The organism is Paenibacillus sp. J31R109 (assembly GCF_059692055.1).
Map to the genome: position 1 here is coordinate 748501 of NZ_JCAUAR010000002.1, position 24933 is coordinate 773433.

Here is a 24933-nt window from a genome sequence, read left to right on the forward strand (position 1 = left end):
ATGAAGTTCTTTCACTATTTCACACACAAAAATCCCGAACTGCCATCGCTGGAAATTCGGGATTGTTCGTTTAAATGACGTTATGGCGTGTAAACTTTTACCGTATTAACATGCGTAGTACCTGTCTGCGAGTTATCCGCATAAAATTCGATCTTGGACACATTCGCTACTGCTGCTCTCATTGTTGCTTGAGAAAGCTTCAACGTGCCGTTCACATAGAAATCAAACTTATCCGTGTTTGTATCTAGAACGATTTTGAAATCATACCAAGTGTTCGCTGTGAATGCTTGAATAGTCGTCCAGGTGCCATTCACGTTCGCTTTGATGTTCCCCGTGTCCATGGCAATGGATTCCGCTACCACACCTGAACTGTCATAGAGGTAAGGCAAACACCACCATGACGTCGTTTCACTTCGTTTAACACTCGCCTCAATCGTTATTGATCCGCTAGTCGCGCCAAATGTTTTGGACATCGATGTTTTGGCTGATGCTGTCGGTTTGCTGAGCTGTACGCTCTTATCGGTCGCACTCGGTACAGCTTGCACAGTGATCGCGTTTGGACTGGTGCCGTTGGCAATTGTCCATCCTGTTGGGGCACTGCCAGTAGTCACAGCGTCGAATGTATCATTGACTAAGTAGGTAGGACCCGTACTTCCTCCCGTAACCTGCGTTTCATCGGCGCCAATATCGGCTGCGCCTGTGTATAACGTATCTCCCCAGAAATCAAGCCCACCATTGGACGTAATCGTAACTCCTTGATTAATGATCGGAGAACTTGTTTGAAGCTTATAGCCACCTAATGTGCTCATTGCGGGTCCACTTGCTTCTGTTCCCGTTCCGCCCGTTCCCGGACTCACTAATTTGGGATCACCAATTCTCGGATTCGCATCTCCAGCAGGAACGGTAAGTCCAGTCCCATAGTAACTATTCGTGTTATAAGCAATACCGCCACCTGTCGTTAGAACTGGTGAACTCTGGGTGGAATTCAAAATGTTGTTTCTAATATTGTAGCTGGCATTTATATAGGATCCATAGCCATAAATTAAATACGTGCTATTCGTATTGTAGATCGTATTGTTATATATTTGTGAGGTTGCTGCCGAATCGGAATGGAGATAAATCTGATATCTCGAATTACCTGTAATCACATTGTATCGGATAATGGAGTCCCCAAAGCTGAATTGACACAGCAGAATGCCATCCCCATTGCCATGAATGTAATTGTATTGGACGACCTGTTTCGTCGTTCCTTTATCCGTGTCGATACCGTTAAAGTCGGCGCCTCCTGCTTTTTTCACCACACCATAGGTCTCGTTCTTCTGAATAACAACATCGTCGGCATAATAGGTTTCGATTCCTGAAGTTCCCGCTGCCGCAACCACATTATTCTCGATCATTCCACCTTTAACATCCGTCATATAAATACCATTACACCCATAAATCGTGTTCGCTTGACTAATGAAATTATTCTTGATCGTCACATTTGTAAAAGGATACCAATTCGTATCCGAAGCTGAACTCCGAACACCCCATCCGACCGAAACAGAGGCATTCCCGTTATTATCTCGCCCATCACCTGTATATTGTTTAAAGATGATTCCACCAAAAGAAGTATCCTTAATGGAACTATTAGAAATAACCACGTCGTTGAATTTGCTCTTCACTGTTGCTGCTGCCGGAGCTAATACATTCGTTGACATATCGAACACAATGCCGCCGGTTCTCTTGGAACGATCCCAACCCGTTTGAAAAGTGATGCCCGTTGCATTATCCGCCACATCCCCGCCAATCCAGTTCACTTCACCGCTCACATCGTGCACATTGAGACCATCTAAACGGAAGTAATTAAGCGTGCCGATGTCTGCTCCAGTAATATGAACGCCTCTTAGATCGCCGAGGGAACCCGTTGTTTGGTTGCTAATATCTAGATTGTGAATTTCCCAATACTGCTGATTATATAAATATACCGTTGCTTTAACGGCACCTTGACCTTGGAACTTTGGCTTAGCGCCTGTGCCATACTGATCAATGATAATTGGGTTCCCTGAGATACCCGAGCCTTTTGGATACAACTGACCGACCCAGGTATTTCCCGCTTCAAATAAAATACGATCACCAGGCTGAAACGTTGTAGCGTTTACTTTGGTCAAAGATTTCCAAGCCGTCGCGGTGCTTGTGCCATTGTTCGAATCACTGCCGTTAACGGCATCTACATAATAAGTTGTATTCGCAGCCCATGCAGTTGCTGGTACAAGTAATATCATCAATGAAAATAACATCATAATGGTGACTAAGAGTGCACCTAAACGTTTACTTTTGTTCGAGTATAATCTCATGATCCTAGCCTCCTTCTCATTGTAAGCGCTTAACTTTCAGTGAAAAATAAAACTTCTTACTCGCCTGGATTCACCATGATCTCCCTGCTACCTATTCATCCCCCCTTGGTTGTAACAGCCCGGCATCTAATTAGGATCATTACTCTTGGTGTTTTTGGCCGCTCATTCAATTTTGAGTTCAGTATAGTTGACTAATGAGGGAGAACATAGGGGAGTAATGAACAAATTTCTTTCATTTTCTTAACACATTCATCCATTGGGCGGTAATTGGATAGCTGAGAATACAAGATCAATAATTTCTCCACGTGCTTGATTTAAAAAGCCTAACGTAGTCTGCTGCAAATTCTCAATCGAGACGCAGGAAGAAAGGAGAATTTTATTTGAGAACATATACATGGAAAGTTCATAAGACGAGGACACATTCTTAACAACCTCAACAATGTTCGTATCTTTATATATCTCGGGGAGTTCGATCGCGTACATCAAGTACATCTGTTCACCTTTCATTTGACTGATCTGAAAGAACTCCTTATACAAATTAGATGTCATCGCGTTCCAGCGGTAACCAAATTTGAAAAAAGGCTCCTCCTCCCAATTAGGCTCGAATTGTGATATTAATTCGAGAAATTGCTCGCGATAGTAGTGGATTAAATTCATCGATATCATTTCCCCCGCAATTCCTAAGTAAAATTTGCAAACTCTGAATTATACATATTTTATAGATAAATTGTTGTGAAACTTCTATTTCTGGTTTTAGCTAAACATGTTTTTTGCTAATAGTTCGCTAACGCTTCTTACAAATACTTCCTTATTATGCGCAAGAGCGCCGTCGCTGCGGGCTGTTGCTCATTAGTTAATCAACAGTCCGATTTAACCAAACTAATCTCACTTTACTCGTCTTTAACGCTTAATTAGTCCTAAATCGCCCAACTAAATCCCCTAAAACAGCACCTAACCAAGGAAAATAGGTAGATAAGCGGGCAAAACCTGACTACACACCATTTTAAGCGTGAGATCCTTCGTTTAGTTGGGAGATATCGGACTATCGGCTTTTTTCAGCTTCCCGGGCACACCAAAGAGAGGTGAGCTCCGCTCACCCCCCTCTTAGAGTTGTTTTGTGCTGTTCTTTTATCACAGTAAGTGCTGTCTACTTCGTATTTTTACGTATCGCATCATTAAGGAGTGCTGCGTACTTTTGTGCACCCGCTTCCGTTAAGTGGACGCCGTCATTCACGAAGTAGGCATTCTTCCCTTTACTTGCCGTGTACCAGTCTACGATCGTAGCTGCTGGAAATTCTGCAGCAACAGTCGTCAGTGCAGCGTTCACTGTATCTTGCCAGTCTCGAGGTACGCGCGTATTCACCAGAATAATCTGCTGCATTTCCCCTAACGAAGCTAACAAGTCACGCAATTGGTTTGGATTAAACGCACCATTCGTACCAAGCTCAATAATCACACGCTTACCTAGCATTCCTTTGGACTTAAGCTCATTGATTGTCGATTGTGCTTGGGTCATCTGTCTGCCCACTTTGCCATCCACGATGATGCCTGGGAGTAATTTTCCCAGGAATGGCGCTACATCTAGAATAACAGAATCACCAATAGCGGTAATACCCTTAAATTCTAATTGCGTAGGTTCGGTCGAATGATCATTTGGTGTTTCAGTCGATTGCGGCCCAGACGGTAGTGGTTTTGATGATGTTTCTGTTGTTCCTACTGTCCCTGTTGCTCCTGCTGTCCCTGTTGTTCCTGTTGTTCCTGTTGTTCCTGCTGTCCCTGTTGTTCCTGTTGTTCCTGTAGTCCCTGTTGCTCCTGTTGTTCCTGCTGTTCCTGTGGTTCCTGCTTTTCCTGTTGTCCCTGCTGTTCCTGTGGTTCCTGCCGTCCCCCCTGTCGCTGTTGGCCCCGTTTTTCCAGTGCCAGCCCCAGCTCCTGTTGCCGTTGTTGTCCCCGCTCCTGCACCTGCTCCTGCCGTTGCCGTTATCTCTGTTTTCCCTTTATCTGCTGTTCCTATAGTCGTAGTCCCAATTGCCGTAGTTCCTGTTCCTGACCCAACAACCGTTGTCCCTACCGTTCCCATTCCTACCGTTGTTCCTATACCCTCCATCACACTAATAATCCCACCTGCGCTATCTTCCGACTTCTGCGCAGACAAGTTATTCGAACAAGAAATGACGAATAATTGGATTGGTAGAATGGTGATCACTAACATATACCGTAATCGTGAAGGGGACCAGAATGCCATTTTCCAAATGTTAGGTTGAAAAGTGCCCCGACGGAAAGGTTCCTCAATGTACGTATACGAGAAGGATGCCAACAGAAAACTTAGCACAACTTGCATCCCCATTTTGGTCAGATGCGTCTCTCCTGTATCTATGGCCGAAGAAGTAAGAATAATGACTGGAAAATGCCAAATATACAGACTGTATGACCGCTTTCCAATCCAGCGCAATGGCTTACACCCCATGATCTTGCTCAGCAAGGTTGTCGGATGAACGATGGCCGCGATGACAATGGCTGACAATACGGCGAATACTACTAATCCACCGTAATACAGAGAAGCATTATAGGCATTCGTTTTCCACATCATGTAAAGGATACCGAGGAAGGCTGCACCGCCGATCCAATCGAGCATTACGCCCGATTTGCCTTTTCCCGCGCGTTTGGTTGCCATGCGACTAGGGAGTATGATCGCCAGCGCTCCACCGATCAGCAACGCGAAGGCTCTTGTATCCGTTCCATAGTAAACGCGGCTTGGGTCTACACCTGGTTGATAGACGAACGCCATGACAAGCGCAGAAGCCAGCGCGCCTAATAATGTGAGCAAAAAGAGATAACCTCGCCGGTTCGCAAACCATAAAATAAGTGCTAAAACTAATGGCCAAAGGAAGTAAAACTGCTCTTCGATCGCCAATGACCAGAGATGACCAATTGGAGATGGCGGACCAAAGCTCTCGAAGTACGATACTTGATGAAAAATGAGCCACCAGTTATTGAAATAGAGTAAAACCGAGATGAAATCGTCCCCCAAAGGAATGAATCTAGCGCGATCCATAATGAGCAGCCACATGCTTACAAACACCAGCATGAAGACCATAGCTGGCATGAGTCTTCTCATTCTTTTTATCCAAAAATCCTTTAAATCAATCCGCCGCGTTGTGTGCCATTGGAGGAGCAACTGATCGGTAATCAAATAGCCTGATAACGTAAAGAATACCCCAACCCCCAACAAACCACCTGGCATCCATGAGCTGTTCAAATGATAAACAATTACAACCAGTACCGACAGCGCACGCAACCCATCTAACCCCGGCATGTAATGCTTATTCACCTTGTCACTGCTCAACTTCTGCTTAATTTCCAACTTGCTTGCCATTAGATGAAACCTCCTGCTGTGTGTAACGCTAATCTTTAGATAAGAATAAGACGGAACGTTGGCTAATAAAGTTTGAGCATTTCCAATCTAAATTTAGAAAAAATGAAGAACCCTTTCTCGGAGATAAATCATTTACAGGAGTTTCCTATGCGGAATAGATTATCTGCTATATATTGCCAAAAATAAGAAAAACGCTCACCACGCTTGCAACAATTGCAAGGAATGAACGTTTTACATCTGGTTTGATTTATATGGCTCTGCGAATCGCATCCAACACACGATCGCCTTGAAATGGTTTTACAATGAAATCCTTGGCGCCAGCCTGAATCGCTTGAACGACCATCCCCTGCTGACCCATAGCCGAACACATAACGATTCTAGCATTCGCATCTTTTTTCCTAATTTCCTTGACGGCTTCTACGCCTTCCATCTCGGGCATTGTAATATCCATCGTCACGATATCTGGTTTCAGTTCTTGATATTTCTGTATGGCGACCAAGCCATTCTCCGCTTCGCCTACGACATCATGTCCGCCTTTGGTCAAAATATCCTTCAGCATCATTCGCATGAAAGCTGCATCATCTACGATTAAAATTTTAGCCATTCTCAGTCACTCCTCTTAGTCATACTCTTATTCTTGCTCTTTCAATAAAACAACCCGGATATCGCCCACCGTCTCAATAGATATAGGCAGCATGAGCTTGTTTGATGTATCGTTAACATGAAAATTATCTTGGAGCAATGACGGTGGCGTGATGTCGAGTGAAACCCCTTGCTCCCCTAGAATCGTTGTAGTTCCACCCGCAATAATATTCGCAATTTCACTTACACAGCTATCCAGCATGTCACCTTCCATATACATACCAAAGATCGCTTCACTCATTCGGCTAAACACGACGCGCTGACCATCTAAAATCATACAATACTCACTGTTCGTAAAATTGATGGAGACGCCAATCTCGTCCTTGCTTAACGGTTCATTGCTTGTGCTTACTTCTGCTTGATCCAACGACTTTGGAATCACGTTCCCGATCGATACTCTTACACTATCCAAAAGTAAATTCTGCAGGCTCTGTGTCATACTTCTCTCCTCTATTCAGTTGTATGTAACCGGTTGTTGACTACCTTCTATACGTTTACTTTAGCTTATAATTGTTAGGTATTTACGCTCCTAAATGTTAAGGATGTATGTGAAAAAATGAACAACGGAGCTCGCTTATCGCGATGCTCCGTTGTTGTTTGGAAGACTTTCATATAAATGAACTAATAATTGCTTTAAAGCTTCGGCATCGGATTGGAACTGCTCGGTTGTGTTATCCATCACAAACTCCATCAAGATGTAACGTTTTTCATGGAGATCCACCTGTGCCAAGTACTGTGACCATTCATGCATTCCCTCCGAGAACGGTCGGCGGTTGTCTCCTTGCCAATAATAAGCGTGCAAGTTCAATAACTTCTTATTAACGGCTAATGCTTGCAGCCCTTCACAACGTTCTTTCATGGAAAACTCCGGTGTTGGCTGCCACAAGCTGTACAGGTTTGCATGGTCTGCCTCTTCTAACAGTCGCTGCGACGATTCATTCGTGTCCGTTAATGTTCCCCGATGGCACTCCAACGCAACCTTAATCCCTTCCTCGGCAGCGGTTTCTGCTATAAGCTTCGCTTCCCTAGCAACCTGTGCCCGATATTCATCGCTAGCGGCTGAAGATGACTGGGTTCCTGCCCAAATGCGAATAACTGGCGCATGCAACGCCTTCGCAGCTATCAGGCTATCTCGAAAAGTTCGTACTGGCTGTTCGTTCTCCAACAACCGAAAATAAGAACCATAAGCCGCTACCTCCATGCCAGAGTCGATCGTTTTTCTATAGAGTTCACTCGCACCTACGATATCCCCAGGTTGAACATGGGCATTCTCAGACCATTCAATTGCTTTTAACCCACAAGAACTGCTTAGTTGAAGTATTTCATCAGCTGTCTTATTACGAAATGTGACCGATACAATGCCAGGTAGAATCATCGCTGTTCCCTCTCCATTTGAAGTAGTCTCATGTACCATAATTCCCTAATTGATTGAATTTGTAAAGAAAAAAGACTGCATTCACCCGAGTAATACGAGTGATCGCAGTCTTCTCGAACCATGAACCGATAGGCAAGTGTCTAGCGTCTAAATCCTTGCAGTTGTTGTTCAGCAATTTGCACTAATCGCTTCGTGATTGTACCACCGATTGAACCAGCGTCGCGTGTAAGGAGATTTCCATTGTAACCATTCGGTTGCAATGCAATCCCTAACTCTTGAGCAACTTCATACTTCAATTGATTTAAAGCGGCTTTAGCCTCTGGAACAAGCAATGTGTTGTTATTGTTAGCCATTCGTAAATCACTCCTTCTCGTGGTGTAAACTTAGGATGTGGAGTGTAAGGAAATCTTATACATTCAAATTTTTATTTTTCATGTTTTAATGGAATGACGATGGAAAACGTAACACTAGCCTCATGCATGGAGAAATCAATACTTCCTTTGTAACGTTCAATTAACTGTTTAATAATGTGAAGTCCTAAGCCCTTATTGTTCTTTCTTGTTTTGGTCGAAAAGCCAGATTCAAATATGCGTGATTGGATATCTGGACTTACCGGGTTGCAGGAATTGTGCACTTTGATTATCAATTGGTTAGCTTGAACAACGCCTTCAAGTGTGACTTTTCTTTCTGTCATAGGAAGCTCATTCGCCGCGTCAAAGGCATTATCGAGTAAATTACTTAAGATGCGAACTAAATCCGTCGTCTTGATCGTCGTAAGTCGCAAATTTTCCATATTTTTAAAATCAACCTGCATGTCAATGTTATGAACCTCTGCTTGCGCTAGCTTTGCTTGAATAATTCCACTTAATGCAGGAATATTAATTTCAACAGCTTTAATCTTGTAATCCATCATTTTGGCTTCTTGGATTAAAGGATCAATATAGTCTTGCAGGCTTTCATATTTCTTTAATTTTATCATCCACGAGATGGTTGTAATATGATTAATAATATCATGACGTTGTTCCTTAATGGACTGAACAATGGAATTAATGTTATCTAGATACACGTCTTGAACCGTCTTTACAGCGCCTTCATTCTTCTTCCGAGTTGCCGAGTAAAGAATGATGATAACAGTACAAACCAGCAACGTGACAATACTCATAAAGAAGAAAACTTCACGGAATTGTTGCTGCAACGTTTTCTCAATCTGTGTGTAATCGGTTGCAACCATAACCACCTTATTCAAGTCATCCCGCTTATACTTCAGATTCGAGGTTTCAATTGGTGTAAAGCTTTTCAATACGTTCGTGCCATTAATCATCACGTTGTAAAAGACTGTACTCTTTTTCTCCAACGCTTCTTTGAGTTTACTCTCTTCTGCTTGATCTCGATACGTGTATGAACCATTCAGAATGAGCCGCTCCGAATACCACTTTTCTCTATTATTAGGGGTTGGACCTTTATCGAAGATTTTCTCAGGATTTAGAACCCCAATTTCAAGTAAATTTCCTTTGTTACTATCCAGCAGTTCATGGATGCTGACATCCACACCTACTTTTTCGCGATAATGTTCCAAACTGCTTGAAACATTCAAATACGGATTAATAATATAATTGGTGGTGCCATCATAATACTCTCCCCATTTTCGGATGTTGGTTTCATCCGTCGAAGCCGTATCGATCGGTCCGCTCCAAAAGTTCTCCATGGATAAACCCGTACCTACATCAACGGTTTTACGATCTGCTAGCTGTAATTGGGCTGTATATACGATGCCCCACGTCTTCGAATTTGCACCAATTTCTTTGGGATCTGAAGATCTAACCCCAATAAACTCATTGCCTCGACGCTCAAATAGCGTTAAACCGCCAATATTCAACTGCTGCGCTAATTCGACTAACTGCTCGTTCGTGACATGGTTAAAGTCGGGATGTAATGACTTCTGAATAGCGATCGAAGCTGTTCTAAGTTCATGACCTAGCATTTCATCATAGGTTGCCTCTACTTCGCTCTGCTTATCGAGCTCGGTCGAAATCGTCGAGGTCACCAAATTTATTTTTTCTTTTTGTTGGTTATTCAAGAGAACTTTCGAATGTTGAAAATACGTTAAATTCATACTTAAAATGGCGATTAAAAAAATTAATATTGTTTTTAATGGGAACTTTTCTAGAGATGAAAACATGCTTACGATCTCCCTCAACAGGCGTTTTGTCTCTTCATTATAAAACAATTCTGTCGAATTTTGCAGTTTTTTTAAAAATTTTGTCCCCTTGTGTCTATTAAAAAGAGCAGGACGATTCTGAATATTTCAAGAGTTTCGTTGTATTGCCGTATTAGAGCTGTTTCTTCAAACTTTCCTTGCTCGATGTCATCTTCAATTAACAGCAATAACCACATCGAGTATAATGCACTAAAGGAATGATAATCACGAATAAAGCCTTCCTTTGTTGGGAAATGCAGCCTCGAGCGAACAGCCATATATCGTTCAAGGATATCTATCCGAGGTTCCTGTTGAATAACCAAACGGCTATATTGCGGGCTCGTTATGTCCATCAAGTTATAAAGATCCCAGAATACACTATTTATATGGATGTACTCCCAGTCGAGAATGTAGGATTGATTATTCACTTCCGTTAGGTTCAATGGATATAAATCACCATGTGAAATGACTGTTTCACTCTCGAGATGCTCATAAGGAAGAATAACCGCAAGAAAATAAGTCAAATGTTCATCTTGAAAACCATGTCGAAGCCATAATTGCTTGATTTGTTCACCCTTAGCTTGGATGAAACGCTGAATTTCTGTTAATTTAGGTGAATGACCTTCAAATGCCTCAGGTAAAAGTGATGTAGGCAACCGATGCCAATACGGCATGAGCTCCGATGTTTTGATCAGCATGTCTGCGCGGAAGCTATGTTCCAGCTCACCCAGATCTTCGAAAACCATCCACTCTTTTTCCGGTTCAAACGCTTGTGCGCTGTACATAATCTGGGGAATACGTACCTCGGGAATTCGATAACTAATATGTTCTTGCACCCATAACTCTTTTCCTTTATTCGGATAATTCGTTAGGGGCTTAAAAATAAAACTAATCATGGCACCCTCTATTTCCACCTGAATCCGTTCTACCTTCTGACCATTACGTCCCACATAAATAACTTCCCGTTCATGGGGAATATCGTCACGAACCCTGCCGGACTCTAAGAAAATATGTTCGTTCATTGCTACCATGATTGCTTCACCGTCCTGACTTTTTCACGATTCTCAACTTATCTGCTTACTTAAGTTAGAAGACCATGATATAAATGATATTCGAATTATAATATGATATATTTTGCTTATAGATTCAATACATAGTTCACATGGAGGCCAATTTATTATGTTACATGTGCTTGTCGACGAAAATGATCAAACAGCGTGGTATCCCAATTACCTCAGTGGTTTAAAAAAAGGACTTGATACCGCGGGAGTGCCGTATACCTTTTCTCCCAAGCTTCCCGATGACCCCAAGCATCCCGTTTTGATTACACGTTTCACCCTTTTTGATTTGATCAAAGAAGCGGATCCTGTGCCTGAACACATTTATATTCAAGAGCATGATGTCTGGAACCCTTTCACAAATGTCTTGGACTTAGAGTCCTTATGGATCTTTCATCATCCGTCTTTAAAAGCCATTTTCTATACGAATCCCAGCATGGTACCTTGGGGGAAACGATGCCTAGCTCCAGGCTCTCAAGTTGAAGTCATTGCAGCTGGTTTTCCCTATGACCACGACTATGTGAATGCCACATTAAATGGCATCCAATCTTCCGAAGAACGGGAAAAACTCGTAGTCTTCCCAGGTCGGATGAACGAATTTTATCAACCATATCTGTCTGTTCGCATGGCATTTGAATTCATGGAATTAGGCTACAGAGTCGTTGTGGCTTCGCCAGTAACACCTCTTTCTCACTATCCAGTGGCCATGTGGAGAGAATTGGGCATCGAAGTCGGAAGACTGCCACATGCAGAGTATTATCAACTATTATCAAAAGCAACCGCTGCCGTATCCGTCACGATCGGCGGTAGCCTAACCCTAGCCCTTTATGAGGCGCAGCTGCTTGGTGCAATACCAATCGCTCCCATGGGACGAGCTGATCTGCCGCCATTCACCGAAATGTATAATCCAAGATATGATCTACTTCATCCTAGAGAAGCGATTAACATGGTTGAAAACAAAGTCTCTGTTACGATCGATACGCGGTGGTTCAGTATTGATGCCTATGTTCAGACATTGCTTGATACAATTACTAATCATCATACCTTGCATGTAGAGTAATAAAAAGGACCATCAGTTCCCTTAGGGGAAATGATGGACTTTTTTTATCACGACTATTCAAGTTACTTGTCAACGCTTGATGTCTACCGCAACTTCCTTCACCCAACGCTCTGTCATCCTTGGAAATGCTTGCTCCATCAGCGCGATTTCTATGCCTGCACTTGCTTTCTCCAGCGGTAAGAAGCCCGTATCCTCCAGCTCTACGCATTGGAAAATAAAATAACTGCCGTTTTCCTCAATAGGGACCGAAACTTCACCATCTTTTAACGCCTGAACGCCTTTCCACACATTCGTTCCATTCATGGTATCTTGCTTAGCTGTTTGCTCATTGAATGCTCGCTGCTGTGCGACGATATGTTTGCTGCCTGCCAGTTGCAGCAGCTTTTCAGGAGCATCTCCGTGTTTCAATCCATCCGCAATTACCTGTGCGGTACGAAACGCCGCATCCTTCGTTAACTCTTTGCCGAAAGCGACCCTAAACATATTTGTTTGAAGCCGATTTGGTTTTTTATATAAGTCAAGATGCTCCTTGTAATATGCGGCTATCTGCTCTAGTGAGAAAGGTTTCTCAGCAGCGATATTATCTCGTAATTTAGATAGGATGTCGGATATGTAGAAGTCATAATACGCATCTTCCTCTAAGCTGATTGGGCCATAAACAACTTCATTTCTCAACGACGCATCCTTTCTGCGTTTATTTTCGGCTTGCCATTTCGGTACGTAATCGGCATACAGCACAGTTTCCACGATTCCTCTTCGCTTCGCCTCCAAGAGCTGTGTTTTTAAACGAATACTTTCCTTCAAAGCTTGTTCACGTTGATCTGCCAGCTTAACTTCCACATTGCCGTCTGTATGAGAACGCAGCTTCTTCAACTGCCACTGGAGCTCTTGTTCGATAATAGGCTCTCCCTCTACCGTCGCAACCACCTCAGCGTTGTCTATCGTTGTCATCTTCGCTTGTGCTTGGGTCAAATTCCACCATAGGATGCCAATGATAGTTATTCCGATCAAACAGGTCACGAACAACATGGGGTTAGGCCTTCCCTTAGATTGATTTCCCCCTGTCCCTTTACCTGAAATGGTCCGATGATTGATTGCTTTGTTCTTCATACAGCGGCTCCCTTCTATGCTGGCTTCCTACTTTTGATAAAGCATTTATGGCAGTAACAACACATCGCCAAACGCAGCGGTATTCGTCCAATTGTCACCTGTTCCATTCCACATCGTCTGACTATCACGTGCACCGCCATTACTGTCGTCGTTGTTCGCAATATCAAACCCGAATTTTATACCCGCAGTTGGTGTAATACCTAAATTACTCCAAGGAATTGCGGCTTCCAAGCTGAAGCCACCTGTTATCGGTATCGTTTTGAATACCACACCTGTGAGGTGACCGTTCTTCTCAGAAGCTGTCAAATCGTTATAACCAAAGGCAAATTGACGATCAAACGCATCGTACGTAAAGTTGCGATTATGATTCGCATCGATATAAATGTCAAAGGAATCATCATCATAGATATTGGTGGAATCATTAAATAGTGCTGGATCCGTAATGTTCACACCGACATAGAGATAGGTACTGTCCCACATCACACCGAACTGGGAACTCGTATAGGTCACACCGCTCACCGTTTTGCTTAGCGGCATCGTAATTTGCCAGTCTGCTTCATTCAAATTGCCATCAATCGTCACTGGCGTAGCGGTGTGAATTGCCGATACCGCAGGCGGTGCAGATTTCGTCGTCACCGTCAATGCATTGCCTCCCGAGGAATAATTCCATGCTGCATCTACAGCTTTTACATAGAAGACATACGTTGTGTTCGGCTGAAGTCCAACAATAGAAACAGAAGTAGCAGATGCGGGGGTAAGCATGATTGCATTATAATCTTTATACACGTTATAGCCCATCACACCGAAGTTATCCACCGAGGAATTCCAAGTGAGTTTAACGGAAACATCGGTCACACTTGCAACTGTCACATTAACAGGAGCCGTTGGGTTTTGAGTATCGGTGTAGGATGCATTGTATTCATTTGCACCGATATCTGGGCTGTTACCGACAGGAGTTCCCCAGAAATCTTGACCGCCATTGTTCGCAATAACTTTACCAGCATCAATGGCTGGTGAAGTGGCTTGTAACCGCAAGCCGCTTGTCGTTACGCGACCATCCCCACCTGCACTGCTGTTGACGAATTGTGGGGTTCCAATCACTCCATTTGCATCGGTTGGCGGCGTGAAGCCTTCATACAAATTACTGTCATATAGATGCGTGGATGGGAAATCAATCGGCCCGCCTCCCGAAATGGAGAAGATATTATTCTCGAATTTCGTATTGTAATAGCTGCCTTCCCAAGACACAGATTTCAATCCTTGAATCTTAAAGCCATAGCCGCTGTTTTGGATGAAGGTATTGTTATAGACATATGTCGCTTCTTGGTCTCCACTGGAAAACGTAGCGTCAGCCCAATGTAAGTGATTATCATTTTTACTAATGTTGTAGCGCACAATATTTTGCCCGCCAAATCTTCTCAAATCCCCCATACTCATGAAAAAACCGCCTGCGTTGTCGTGGGAATAATTGTATTGATACGTATGTGTACCATAAGTGTGAATATCGGTGTCAAAAGCGGTAGAATCATTATCAGTACCCGATTGGAAATGTACTCTTGCCACTTCATTGTATTGAATCGTTGCATCCTTGGTCGCCCATGTCCATATGCCAGCGATCCAGCGATGATTCGTGCCATTCACCCCGATATCGTAGCAAGCGTTATGCTCGATTAACACGCCGTTGCCATAACCAACTACGATGCAGTCGGCTCCTGTCCTAGCGATCGTGTTATTTTTGATTTGGACATTCGTATACCAAGACTGAAATGTCGTCACATCATTCCAATGCGTACCTGTTCCATTCGAGTAGAAGCCAATTGTCGTATTGTCATGAATATTATTATTTTCCACGACCAAATCATTGAAGCTAGCAAGCGGAGACCCAGCAGGGCCATCTTGCGTCATCACATAGATCGCTGCATTCAAGTACATGTCGGTATCACGGTTTGAACTTCCTTTGACGTTGTGGATGTTCAAATTCCTAAGATGAATACTATTTAAGATACCAGAACCTTTACCTACAACAAGAATTCCACTGCGTTTCGCAACGGTTGCTGCATCATTGGTGATTTCCAAATTTTGTACCGTGATATATTGGACATTGTATAGATATACCGTTGAGGCTGCCCCCGCTCCGTTCAGAACAGGATTAGACCCGCTTCCGTATTTATCGAAAATGATAGGTGATCCGCTGCTACCTGATCCATTGGGCTGTAACGTCCCCGTCCACGAGGAGCCCGATTTGAAAAGCACTTTGTCCCCTGCACCAAAGGTCGTGCTGTTAACCTTGGCTAATGTTTTCCAGGGGGATGCTGCGCTTGTACCGCTATTCGTATCATTACCTCCATCGGAATCCACGTAATAGGTGGTTGCTGCTGCTGCTGAGACAGAAGTTGGCGCCACAAGCAGTAATTGAACTCCCATTAACGTCACTACAAGAATCAGTGTGAATAGTCGTGCCACGAATCGTTGGCCAATCATTTGGTTCATTCTTTCGCCTCCTAATAAATGTTAGTGATAAGACTGAATTCAACTTGTATGAAAGCGTTTTCATTCAGTGCAACAGAAATATCTTTTTTAATCCCTCCTCTCAATACTCTATTCATTTATCGGAGTCGCTTCCATCGGCAACCAGCATTTTGAAACCGATGGAAGTCACTCCTGTTGAAATACGTTTATAAGGCCTTACCTAAAGCAGTTCGAACACTTCTTTCTAATGGCGAATAGCCAGCTTCGTCATCTCGCTCCAGATGCATCCGGTCAAACAAAGGTGTTGTTCGATTACACATAAATCGTACTTTACCGCTATGATTCTGTGAGGGAGCATGATACAGGAATGGGTGACACAGAATCACATCTCCCGGTTCTCCGGTAATTTCTTTGACCCTCAGCTTGAAACCATCTGCATCCGTCTGGAATTGATTCATAAACCGCTCGATGCGCGATTCATGCTCAGATGCCGCTGGCGATAATCCGGTCAATTCAGATAACCAAGGATGCTTCGCATTCAACGTTCGTATCCCTTCGCCAAGTTCAATGCCTTCCGAATAACCTGCAAGAAATTTAGCCACGACGTTATGCGATCCTTCCGCTACTAGCGTGCCTCCACCCTGTGGACCTACATCAGAAAACATGCATAAGCATAGTAATCCTTGGTCGGGACTATCCACAAAGTGATGGAAATGTTGACCATCCCAGTGCCAACCATCCGTTGGCACATCCCATGACTTTTCGCCGCCTAGATGGAAGTTAACCGGCCACCAGCCCCAAGTGGGGTAATCGGCATCTTTTCCGTCATAGACTATGTGCTCGCGCCACCGGCCTTCACCTACCAAATCCTCGATCGCATCGGCCATTCGCTGTGTATGGCAGACATCAAACACAGGACCATTGTACGAGACTTGGTGAAAAATGAGGGATCGATTCCAGCCTTCTGGCTGATCTCGTTTGACTGAATAGGCTTCTTCGACCTTATTCCAAAGGAAATCCTGACAAGCAAGCGCCTTCTCACGACTGAATGCTTGTGCAACCTTGACCCACCCTAGCTCCTGGAATTGCTCAATTTCTTCCGTAGTCAGTACTTTTGCCATCATTGGCTAAACTCACTTCTTTCCTTTTGTTTTGACCCACTCGTCAATCTGCTTCTGCTGCTCCGCATATACTTTTTCTTGCCCTACCGATTTCGCTTTTTCGATATACTTTGGCAGGATCTCATTGGGATCCAGTGTCCCCGTGACAAGGGCAGGTTCAAATTCCTTTTTCACGTTGGTAATGGCTGCCATCTCGTTCTTCACACTAGACTGATCGAAATTATAGCCAAGCAATCTGGAGGTTTCCGCTTTTTCATTAAATGTTTTAAATTTATCCCATTTTGCTGGATCTTCATTCGCCCAGAGATAATCGTTAAACTGATTGCCGAACATATAGCCCTGATTCAGGTTATACCCTGAGGTCTGTGCAGTGACACCTTTCGGGAAATCGATCACATCGTTCTTACCCTCTACCTTGGCGTAATGTTTGCCTTCAATACCGAAAGCAATCATATTGAGTAGCTTCTTATCTGTGTACAGCAAATTTAAGAACATCGCAGCGCGTTCCGGATCTTTGGACGTTCGAGAAATCGAAACCATGGAGCCCGTTGTATCACTTGTCGCAATCAGAGGCTGCGTCAATGGCACTTGCACCCAATCAATCCCTATAGCTGTACTGACTTCAGCGTCCTTCCCTGGCTTCAACCACTCAAAGAAGGAGAATGCTTTGCCAGACTTCAGTCCGCTCATCATATCGGTGAGAGTTGCCGCATCTTTATTAACATAACCACCTACATACCATTTGCGGGCCAAATCCAGTGATTTACGGTATTCCGGTGTTTCAAATATACTAACGACCTTAAAGTCAGTTGCATTACGCATGAGATTACCATCGAAATTAGCCACATTCATGGTATATACAACGTTGCTGTCTTTATTAATATAGAGCGGGGTGACCTTAGGCTCCTTCTCTTTGATCATTTGAAAAATAGGTTCAAGATCATTGATTGACTTAATCTGCGAGAGATCAATCTTATATTTCTCGACTAAGTCCTTACGCAGCATGATGCCACGTTGACTGCCCAACTCTTTGTTGACGGGGAGTGAGTAGTTCTTGCCGTTGATTTTGGAACCCTCCAATAGGGCTGGATTGATAATTTTCTTGGCATCTGGCGCAAATTTATCGATAAGTGTGGTCATATCAATCAGCGAGCCTTGTTGAATTTTGGTCGTAAAGTTATCCCACGCCACGGTCCAAATCAAATCAAAGGGATCGCTGGAGGCGAACTTCAAATTCATTTTGTCCTGCCAATCAGCCCACGCTAACACATTTAACTCAAAAGTAGCATTGATTTTCTCTTTTAAATAAGCGCTAATCTCCTCATTTACCAGCTTCAGATCAGCCGGTGCACCCGCTGCAGGAATGTACATACTAAGTTTGTAGGGCGCAAGTGTCTTTGCTGTCGTCGCTGGTGTCGCTGGTGCGCTTGTTGGTACACTAGACTCTTTACTACCTTCATTTGAATTTGTCGATGTACATCCGCTGAACAGCACCGACATCGATACAGCTGAAGCCAATACGACAGGCATCGCTCTTCTGATTGCCATATGAACCCTCCTATTTGTACACATCATCTATGCTAACCGGTCATTTCCCGGAACTAGCCTTTAATTGCGCCTACCGTGAGGCCTTTAATGAAATACTTCTGAAACATCGGAAAAGCTAGCACAATAGGCCCCATACCCGTAATACACATGGCCATACGAACTGTTTCATTAGGAAGTTTGGCTATTTCAGATGAGATATTTACACTTCCACTTACTTGGGCATTCGCCGTCAAATACTGTAAGTTCCTCATCACCTTATACATCATGTATTGTAAATTCACGAGGCTATCGTTGTTAATGAACACTAAACTATTAAACCAATCATTCCAATAGCCAATGGTGTAAAATAAACCCACCGTTGCAAGTACAGGCAAGGATAAAGGGAGAACGATACTGCGGAATATTTTCAACTCTCCTGCACCGTCAATACTGGCTGATTCTATTAAGGATGGATGGATCGTTGTTTGAAAAAAGGTGCGCACCATGATGACGAAGAAAGCATTCATGAGATGATTCGGAATGATAAGTGCAAATAACGTATCCTTGATCGGAAACAGCTTCGTATACACAAGGTACCAAGGTACAAGCCCACCGCTAAAGATCATCGTAAAGAAGATGAAGAATGAGAAGAAGCCACGGAAGTTGAAGTCCATACGCGAAAGCGGGTAGGCAAACAATGCGGTCACCGTTAATCCTAATAAACTGCCTACCACTGTGACAAAAATAGATATACTATATCCCCTGGCAATGTGCGCAGCATCCTGCCACAAATATTGATAGGCGGCTAGGCTGAAGGATTCTGGAATAAGTCTGTAACCGTGCAAAGCGATGGCATTTTCATCTGAGAAAGAGACTGATAAGACTAGCAGGACAGGGACCAAGCTGATCACACAATAGAGAATGAAGGAAAGATTAAGCACCATACTTGCAGGCCTTGAGATGCTGTTCGGGTTACGTGTACGCCGTGTGATCACAGCAGATGACCGTTTCTTGGTTTCCATAGCGATAGAATCCATGTTGAACCTCCTAGAATAGCGCATGTTCGCGATTTATTTTTCGAACGATGCTGTTCGCAACGATAACAACAACAAATCCGACCATGGATTGATATAAGCCAGCAGCGGAGGCCATGCCAATATCGCCCAGATGAAGCAAGGCACGGTATACGTACGTATCAATAACATTCGTTGTGGTGTACAAAGCCCCAGCATCCAAAGGTACTTGGTAAAATAGACCGAAATCTGCATTTAAAATATGTCCGACAGCCAAAATGGTAAGAATGATCATGATCGGTTTCAGCATCGGTATGGTTATCTTCGTGATTTGCTGCCATTTGGAAGCACCATCCATAAGGGCCGCATCATAGTACTCACCATCAATGCCGATGATGGCAGCCAGATAGATAATGCTGCCATAACCGATATTTTTCCAGAGCTGCACCAGTGGAAGAATATATGGCCACCATTTGGGCTCACTGTACCAAGCAATGGCTTCAAAGCCTAAAGGCTCCAGTATGGCTTTATTGATGAAACCATACTCCTGATTCAGCAGGGAAAAACCTAGGTATCCGACAATGACCGCTGATAGAAAATAAGGTAAAAATAAGATACTCTGGTACATTTTCGCCATAAACCGGCTTCGAAGCTCATTCAGCGCAATGGCGACGCCAACTCCGAAAATCAGATTAAGAATAATAAAAGTTAGATTGTAAAGCAGCGTATTCCTTGTAATTAACCATGCATCCGTCGTTTGGAATAAAAACTCAAAATTCTTAAATCCCACCCAAGGGCTTTTCAGAATGCCATCGGCGTAATTAATGCTCTTAAAGGCAATTAACGTACCAAACATAGGCGCATAATTATTGACTAATAAGTAAAGGGTCCCAGGAAGCAACATGAGCAACAGAAATCGATCCTTGATGATTTTACGAATAAGCAGTTTACCATTAACAGCTTTGAACACGTGTGCCGCCTCTCTCTCCAGTTGAACTTGATATAGCTTAGTTTATCGCTGAAAGAGAATCTGAACTACGATGTCAAATGACATTATTACTGCTTTTATGACTTGATTGAAATGAAAAAGACCGAAACAGGAAATCCATTCCGCTTCGGCCTTACGTGCCACATAGCTCCCTATCAAGAATGACTACTGCTCCCTGAGTCAAGGTAAAGACTCTGATAGCTCTTGCGATATTCCTGTGGGGTCATTCCCGCGTCACGCTTGAACATTTTGCTAAAATGAGAGAAATTTTCATAGCCCAATTGCTCGCAGATATCACTAATTCGGGTGCGTGAATCAATGAGCAGCATTTTGGCTTGCTTCATTTTCTCAGCAATGATGTAATCCATCATGGATTGTCCCGTCTCTTTTTTGAAAACCCGAGACAAATAAGCTGCGTTAAGATGAACATAGGAAGCAATTTTTTCGCGTGTCACGCCGTTCAAATCTTCTTGAATATACGTTTTAATCGTCTCGATTAACGCCAGATTCTCTACGCCACTCTCTGCCATTTGCTTCATAGCCGCGGAGAATAGCCGCTCTGCCCACGTTTGTAATTGGTTAAGGGATCGTGGCGGATTCTTCTCCTCACCTCGTCGGCCCTCAGGCAAAAGCATTTTGACGGGCCAGCCTTTCTTATGAGCAGCATGATAAATGAAATTTAACAAGGAATGGTATACCGCACTAATAATCTCAGCGTCTACAGCCGATCCACGAAGTTCGGTGAACAAGTCCTGAAGTCGTATTGTTAATTCCGTTCGTTTGCCGCACTCGAATAGCTTGACCCATTCTTCCCACGCGATCGGAATAGCAAATTGCCGCATATTTGTTGGTTTCTGTACCTCGCTGTCAACGAGTCGAATAAGACTATGACCAGATACGTGCTCATGCTCCGTATCAATTAATTCATAAACTGTTTGCGAAATATCGGTAAGAACGGTAGGTTTGCCAATAAAACAAGATACGGTGCAATACAAGTAGAGCGAGCAGGCATGGGCATACGCTGCACAAGCTTTTTCCCAATTCTGCTCAAGTAAAACCGCACTCTCCTCATTCACATAGATTAATACAAGGTTCAATCCACTTCGATTCTGTATAACCGTTCCAGTATGGCCATCTAGTAACATCTCACCAGCTACATTCCGCAACGCGTAATTCATGATCTCTTCATCACGAAGTGTAAATTCTTTATGCCAACGTTCCACGCTGATTAGAATAGGAACAATTAACGTTGTCCTTGTCAGAGCCAGCTCGGAGGCGACTAACGACTGCTCGATTTCAATCTCATTCCTACGGATTTTCTCATCCAGTACATCCTGCCAAAAACGTTCAATTAATAAAGGCTTCTGCTTCTCCCAAATGGACGTATATTTCTGAACATTTTCATTGTAGTGCTGCCATTCTTTCTCTTGTCTAACCTGACTTACAGCCTTTTCCACGACTTTCCGTAAATGATCTCTCTTTACGGGTTTCAGCAGATAATCGAATCCTCCCAGCTGAATCGCTCTCTGCGCATAAGTGAAATCCGCATGACCTGTCAAGAAAATGGTAACCATGGCTGATGCCGATGTATTCACCCATTCCTGTAACTCCAGTCCGTTCATGCCTGGCATTTCAATATCACAAATGATGAGGTCAACGGTATGCTGCTTCATGATTGTCATCGCTTCATCCGAGTCTGCGGCTGTATAAATCGTCGTTATTCCTTCAGCAGCCCAATCAATCGCTTTATACAGCGCTCGGACCGTATATTCTTCATCGTCCACAATTAACAGATTAATCATGGTTATCCTCGTCTCCTCTTTGTTGCTGAATCGGTACAGATAGTATCACTTCTGCCCCGCCAGTCTTTAGATTTTTAAATGAAAAGCTCGCAGCTTGGCCATACTTTAACCTCAACCTCTCTTGTACATTCCATATCCCTAAATGCTTCACAGAACTGTTACCCGCGTAACTGCCTTCTTGCAGTGCAAGTAACAGGTCAGCTGGAAATCCTGGTCCATTATCGGTTACTCGGATGTCCATGCATGCCAAATTCGTAACGGACTGATTTATTTGGATATCGAGTCGAAAAATATGTCCAGGCTTTTTCATCCCATGAACGACTGCGTTTTCCACGAAAGGTTGAATACTTAGCGGAGGAAGCGGGATCGCGAGCAGCTTGTCAGAAATCTCACAGGTATAGAACATTTTGCTTGGAAAACGAAGTTTTTGAATTTCTAAATAGTCACGGATATGTGCAGTTTCTTCTTCGATTGTCACGTATTCTCGGCTTCCTCGCATAATAAAACGGAAATAATCGGCAAGATGCTCCGTCATTTTTTGCACTAAGGCGTTCTCCTCTAACTCCGAGAGGCTATAGATGAGATTGAGTGAATTCAAATAGAAATGCGGATTAATCTGTGCTTGCAGATGTTTATATTCCGCTTCTTTCTTTTTTAATTGCTCTTCGTATACGTCCATTTTCAAATAGCGAATCTGTGTGACCATTTTGTTAAACGTATCCGTTAAGAAAACAAATTCCCGCACATTCCCTGCCGCAATTCGAAACTCTAGATTGCCTCGCATAATGCTTCGCATCCCGGTCATTAATTCTTGAAGCGGCTTCTGCAGCACATTTTTGAGAAAAAGATAATACACAATGAGTACAACCGTACCCGCAATCGGAATCATATAGATCATACGTTGGAAAAAAGTCAGCCTTCGCAACAGATCCTGCTCTGGCAAAATAGCCGCCAGTTCAAGTCCTGTTTCCTTCAATGGATAACCGATTATTAAATACGGCACTCCTTCATAGCTCATTCGGAAGGTTCCATCCCCTAACGGTTCAGAACCTCTGGCTCCTCTTGCTACCGCCATCTGCTCAGCAGGTATCGAAATATCGTTAATCGGTTCCCGGTTGATATCAAGCAGCATCGCCATTCCTTTATCCCCGAATCGGACATCACCTAATGGAGAAAGAAACGTACCGACATTCACTACAGCCCCGACAATTAACTCTGGGCTAATTTTCTCAGTGCGAAATAAATATCTGTGATCCCCTTGCTTTGTTGATCGCCAGGTTTTGTTCGGATCGTCAGCAGCTTGGAGCATTTCTGTCCGAATCATGTGATCCGATTCCGTTAACAAGTGTTGATCTCTCGTAACAAAAATGACTTCGTCCGTCGTTTTGGAGTATACAAAAAAGATATCAACTTCCCGAAATACATCTAAATTATTGGAGAACGACTTCATGGTCCGTTGTTTGGCAAAAAAATAGTTACTTGACTCTATCGGAAACAGCGAAAGCGTTATCAAATCAGGGTAGGAGGTATCACTGGTTATTAACCTAAGCAGATAATACGTCGCTTCTTGAAGCCCGTTATCCATCTGTAAGCCGTGTGATTGTAATAAGGTATAGTTGGTTTTGGACACTTCTTCACGTAAAATCTTCCTGCCATAGGCGTTATTGTAGTATAAAAATAGAATTAGCGCTGTCGTTATCACGACAAATCCAAGCAACACTTTGAAAATCAAACTGACTCCGCGCAATCCTATCAACTCCCCCCACTTGCACATTTGAACAAAAGTTCGCAAATACACATACTTCCATTTGTTGTATCTAGTTTAAACCAAATACTACCAAATACAATTGGGAGAGTTTAAGAATTTTTTTGTTTTTTCCTCAAAAAAAAACGTCCACTCCATTGGAGTGAACGTTTTCTATTCAAATTCTAATACTTATGGAAGAACATTCCCTGCTGCACGATAAATCTCATACCATTCTTGACGCGTCAAATGCACATCGGCAGCTTTCGCACATTCAATTAAGCGATTGATATTCATTGTCCCCGTAACCGGCTGCATATGTGCTGGATGGCGTAGTATCCAGGCAATCGCGATCGTCGTATTGGACACCTCATATTTCGCAGCGATTTCATCAATCTTCTTATTCAGCTCTGGGAACTTCTCGTTCCCGAGGAATACACCTTCGAAGAATCCATACTGGAACGGTGACCATGGCTGAATAGTAATATCGTTCAAGCGGCAGTAGTCCAAGATACCACCATCACGGTCAACGGCGGAATCATTGAGCATATTCACATTGATCCCATTCGAAATCATCGTAGCGTTCGTGATACTTAACTGCAACTGATTCGCGACAAGTGGCTGTTTGACTGATTTTTTCAATAATTGAATTTGTAGTGGCGTTTGATTGGAAACACCGAAATGTCTCACTTTCCCCGTACTTTCAAGTCGGTCAAAAGCTTCAGCGACCTCATCTGGCTCTACTAACGCATCCGGACGATGCAAAAGCAGAATGTCCAAGTAATCCGTTTTGAGTCTTTTCAAAATCGCATCTACAGATTCCAGAATATGCTCCTTGGAGAAGTCGAACATCCCTTTGCGAATACCACATTTGGATTGCAAAATCATCTTCTCACGTACATCATCATTCATATGAATGGCATCCGCGAAAATTTCCTCACAGGTTCCGCCACCGTATATATCCGCATGATCGAAGAAATTAGCTCCGATATCCATAGCTCCTTGTACGAAGCGTTCTGCTTCGAGCTTGTCCAATGAGTTAATTCGCATACAACCTACGGCAATAACTGGAACTTCTAACAAACTAGTTCCAAGCTTCATTGTTTTTAACATGATTT

Annotated in this window: 19 protein-coding genes; 1 reads left to right on the forward strand and 18 read right to left on the reverse strand. The window is 43.3% G+C overall.

Annotated features, from left to right (window positions below):
* Positions 1-80: 80 nt before the first annotated feature.
* The 9 genes from AC58QT_RS09130 to AC58QT_RS09170 all read right to left on the reverse strand — a co-directional run bounded on the left by AC58QT_RS09130 (position 81) and on the right by AC58QT_RS09170 (position 10954).
* Entirely contained in the window at positions 81-2336 is a 2256-nt protein-coding gene (locus AC58QT_RS09130) for a right-handed parallel beta-helix repeat-containing protein (protein ID WP_497408631.1), read from the reverse strand.
* A 249-nt stretch (positions 2337-2585) separates the two neighbouring features.
* Complete coding sequence (locus AC58QT_RS09135) at positions 2586-2993, reverse strand: hypothetical protein (protein WP_497408632.1); 408 nt, start codon at positions 2991-2993, stop codon at positions 2586-2588.
* Positions 2994-3483: 490 nt separating this feature from the next.
* A complete protein-coding gene (locus tag AC58QT_RS09140) occupies positions 3484-5709 on the reverse strand; it encodes an acyltransferase family protein (protein WP_497408633.1) in 2226 nt (741 codons plus the stop codon).
* A gap of 247 nt (positions 5710-5956) precedes the next feature.
* The gene (locus AC58QT_RS09145; RefSeq protein WP_497282515.1) at positions 5957-6313 is read right to left on the reverse strand and encodes a response regulator; all 357 of its coding nucleotides are present in this window, start codon (positions 6311-6313) and stop codon (positions 5957-5959) included.
* Between the two features lie 27 nt (positions 6314-6340).
* The gene (locus tag AC58QT_RS09150; protein ID WP_497408634.1) at positions 6341-6790 is read right to left on the reverse strand and encodes a chemotaxis protein CheX; all 450 of its coding nucleotides are present in this window, start codon (positions 6788-6790) and stop codon (positions 6341-6343) included.
* A gap of 135 nt (positions 6791-6925) precedes the next feature.
* On the reverse strand, positions 6926-7726 hold the full coding sequence (locus tag AC58QT_RS09155; RefSeq protein ID WP_497408635.1) for a sugar phosphate isomerase/epimerase family protein: 801 nt from the start codon (positions 7724-7726) through the stop codon (positions 6926-6928).
* A gap of 140 nt (positions 7727-7866) precedes the next feature.
* Positions 7867-8079 (reverse strand): alpha/beta-type small acid-soluble spore protein, encoded by a 213-nt coding sequence (locus AC58QT_RS09160; protein WP_497408636.1) that lies wholly within the window; start codon positions 8077-8079, stop codon positions 7867-7869.
* A gap of 71 nt (positions 8080-8150) precedes the next feature.
* Positions 8151-9905, reverse strand: a complete 1755-nt coding sequence (locus AC58QT_RS09165; RefSeq protein ID WP_497408637.1) for a sensor histidine kinase — start codon at positions 9903-9905, stop codon at positions 8151-8153.
* 71 nt (positions 9906-9976) lie between these two features.
* Entirely contained in the window at positions 9977-10954 is a 978-nt protein-coding gene (locus AC58QT_RS09170; RefSeq protein ID WP_497408638.1) for a hypothetical protein, read from the reverse strand.
* 148 nt (positions 10955-11102) lie between these two features.
* On the opposite strand from AC58QT_RS09170, the gene AC58QT_RS09175 reads away from it, so the two are divergent.
* Positions 11103-12041, forward strand: coding sequence for a hypothetical protein (locus AC58QT_RS09175; RefSeq protein WP_497408639.1), 939 nt, complete (start codon positions 11103-11105; stop codon positions 12039-12041).
* Between the two features lie 69 nt (positions 12042-12110).
* On the opposite strand, the gene AC58QT_RS09180 is transcribed toward AC58QT_RS09175, so the two are convergent.
* The 9 genes from AC58QT_RS09180 to AC58QT_RS09220 all read right to left on the reverse strand — a co-directional run bounded on the left by AC58QT_RS09180 (position 12111) and on the right by AC58QT_RS09220 (position 24928).
* Positions 12111-13151: a peptidyl-prolyl cis-trans isomerase gene (locus tag AC58QT_RS09180; RefSeq protein ID WP_497408640.1), complete on the reverse strand. Its 1041-nt coding sequence runs from the start codon at positions 13149-13151 to the stop codon at positions 12111-12113.
* Between the two features lie 45 nt (positions 13152-13196).
* Complete coding sequence (locus AC58QT_RS09185) at positions 13197-15641, reverse strand: sugar-binding protein (protein ID WP_497408641.1); 2445 nt, start codon at positions 15639-15641, stop codon at positions 13197-13199.
* Between the two features lie 185 nt (positions 15642-15826).
* Complete coding sequence (locus AC58QT_RS09190) at positions 15827-16744, reverse strand: phytanoyl-CoA dioxygenase family protein (protein WP_497408642.1); 918 nt, start codon at positions 16742-16744, stop codon at positions 15827-15829.
* A 9-nt stretch (positions 16745-16753) separates the two neighbouring features.
* Positions 16754-18289: an ABC transporter substrate-binding protein gene (locus AC58QT_RS09195; RefSeq protein WP_497408643.1), complete on the reverse strand. Its 1536-nt coding sequence runs from the start codon at positions 18287-18289 to the stop codon at positions 16754-16756.
* A gap of 53 nt (positions 18290-18342) precedes the next feature.
* Positions 18343-19305: a carbohydrate ABC transporter permease gene (locus AC58QT_RS09200; RefSeq protein WP_497408644.1), complete on the reverse strand. Its 963-nt coding sequence runs from the start codon at positions 19303-19305 to the stop codon at positions 18343-18345.
* 10 nt (positions 19306-19315) lie between these two features.
* Positions 19316-20251 (reverse strand): ABC transporter permease, encoded by a 936-nt coding sequence (locus AC58QT_RS09205; RefSeq protein ID WP_497408645.1) that lies wholly within the window; start codon positions 20249-20251, stop codon positions 19316-19318.
* A 173-nt stretch (positions 20252-20424) separates the two neighbouring features.
* Positions 20425-22071 carry a response regulator transcription factor gene (locus AC58QT_RS09210; protein ID WP_497408646.1) on the reverse strand — a complete coding sequence of 549 codons (1647 nt, stop codon included), beginning with the start codon at positions 22069-22071 and terminating at the stop codon, positions 20425-20427.
* Positions 22064-23818 (reverse strand): sensor histidine kinase, encoded by a 1755-nt coding sequence (locus AC58QT_RS09215; protein WP_497408647.1) that lies wholly within the window; start codon positions 23816-23818, stop codon positions 22064-22066. Before AC58QT_RS09215 ends, AC58QT_RS09210 begins: the two co-directional genes overlap by 8 nt.
* Before the next feature lie 189 nt (positions 23819-24007).
* Positions 24008-24928 (reverse strand): aldo/keto reductase, encoded by a 921-nt coding sequence (locus AC58QT_RS09220; protein ID WP_497408648.1) that lies wholly within the window; start codon positions 24926-24928, stop codon positions 24008-24010.
* Positions 24929-24933: the final 5 nt, after the last annotated feature.

Excerpts from the sequence above, each read along its gene's own strand:
- AC58QT_RS09130 (WP_497408631.1), bottom strand. The coding sequence starts at position 2,336 with ATGAGATTATACTCGAACAAAAGTAAACGTTTAGGTGCACTCTTAGTC.
- AC58QT_RS09135 (WP_497408632.1), bottom strand. The coding sequence starts at position 2,993 with ATGAATTTAATCCACTACTATCGCGAGCAATTTCTCGAATTAATATCA.
- AC58QT_RS09140 (WP_497408633.1), bottom strand. The coding sequence starts at position 5,709 with ATGGCAAGCAAGTTGGAAATTAAGCAGAAGTTGAGCAGTGACAAGGTG.
- AC58QT_RS09145 (WP_497282515.1), bottom strand. The coding sequence starts at position 6,313 with ATGGCTAAAATTTTAATCGTAGATGATGCAGCTTTCATGCGAATGATG.
- AC58QT_RS09150 (WP_497408634.1), bottom strand. The coding sequence starts at position 6,790 with ATGACACAGAGCCTGCAGAATTTACTTTTGGATAGTGTAAGAGTATCG.
- AC58QT_RS09155 (WP_497408635.1), bottom strand. The coding sequence starts at position 7,726 with ATGATTCTACCTGGCATTGTATCGGTCACATTTCGTAATAAGACAGCT.
- AC58QT_RS09160 (WP_497408636.1), bottom strand. The coding sequence starts at position 8,079 with ATGGCTAACAATAACAACACATTGCTTGTTCCAGAGGCTAAAGCCGCT.
- AC58QT_RS09165 (WP_497408637.1), bottom strand. The coding sequence starts at position 9,905 with ATGTTTTCATCTCTAGAAAAGTTCCCATTAAAAACAATATTAATTTTT.
- AC58QT_RS09170 (WP_497408638.1), bottom strand. The coding sequence starts at position 10,954 with ATGGTAGCAATGAACGAACATATTTTCTTAGAGTCCGGCAGGGTTCGT.
- AC58QT_RS09175 (WP_497408639.1), top strand. The coding sequence starts at position 11,103 with ATGTTACATGTGCTTGTCGACGAAAATGATCAAACAGCGTGGTATCCC.
- AC58QT_RS09180 (WP_497408640.1), bottom strand. The coding sequence starts at position 13,151 with ATGAAGAACAAAGCAATCAATCATCGGACCATTTCAGGTAAAGGGACA.
- AC58QT_RS09185 (WP_497408641.1), bottom strand. The coding sequence starts at position 15,641 with ATGAACCAAATGATTGGCCAACGATTCGTGGCACGACTATTCACACTG.
- AC58QT_RS09190 (WP_497408642.1), bottom strand. The coding sequence starts at position 16,744 with ATGATGGCAAAAGTACTGACTACGGAAGAAATTGAGCAATTCCAGGAG.
- AC58QT_RS09195 (WP_497408643.1), bottom strand. The coding sequence starts at position 18,289 with ATGGCAATCAGAAGAGCGATGCCTGTCGTATTGGCTTCAGCTGTATCG.
- AC58QT_RS09200 (WP_497408644.1), bottom strand. The coding sequence starts at position 19,305 with ATGGATTCTATCGCTATGGAAACCAAGAAACGGTCATCTGCTGTGATC.
- AC58QT_RS09210 (WP_497408646.1), bottom strand. The coding sequence starts at position 22,071 with ATGATTAATCTGTTAATTGTGGACGATGAAGAATATACGGTCCGAGCG.
- AC58QT_RS09220 (WP_497408648.1), bottom strand. The coding sequence starts at position 24,928 with ATGTTAAAAACAATGAAGCTTGGAACTAGTTTGTTAGAAGTTCCAGTT.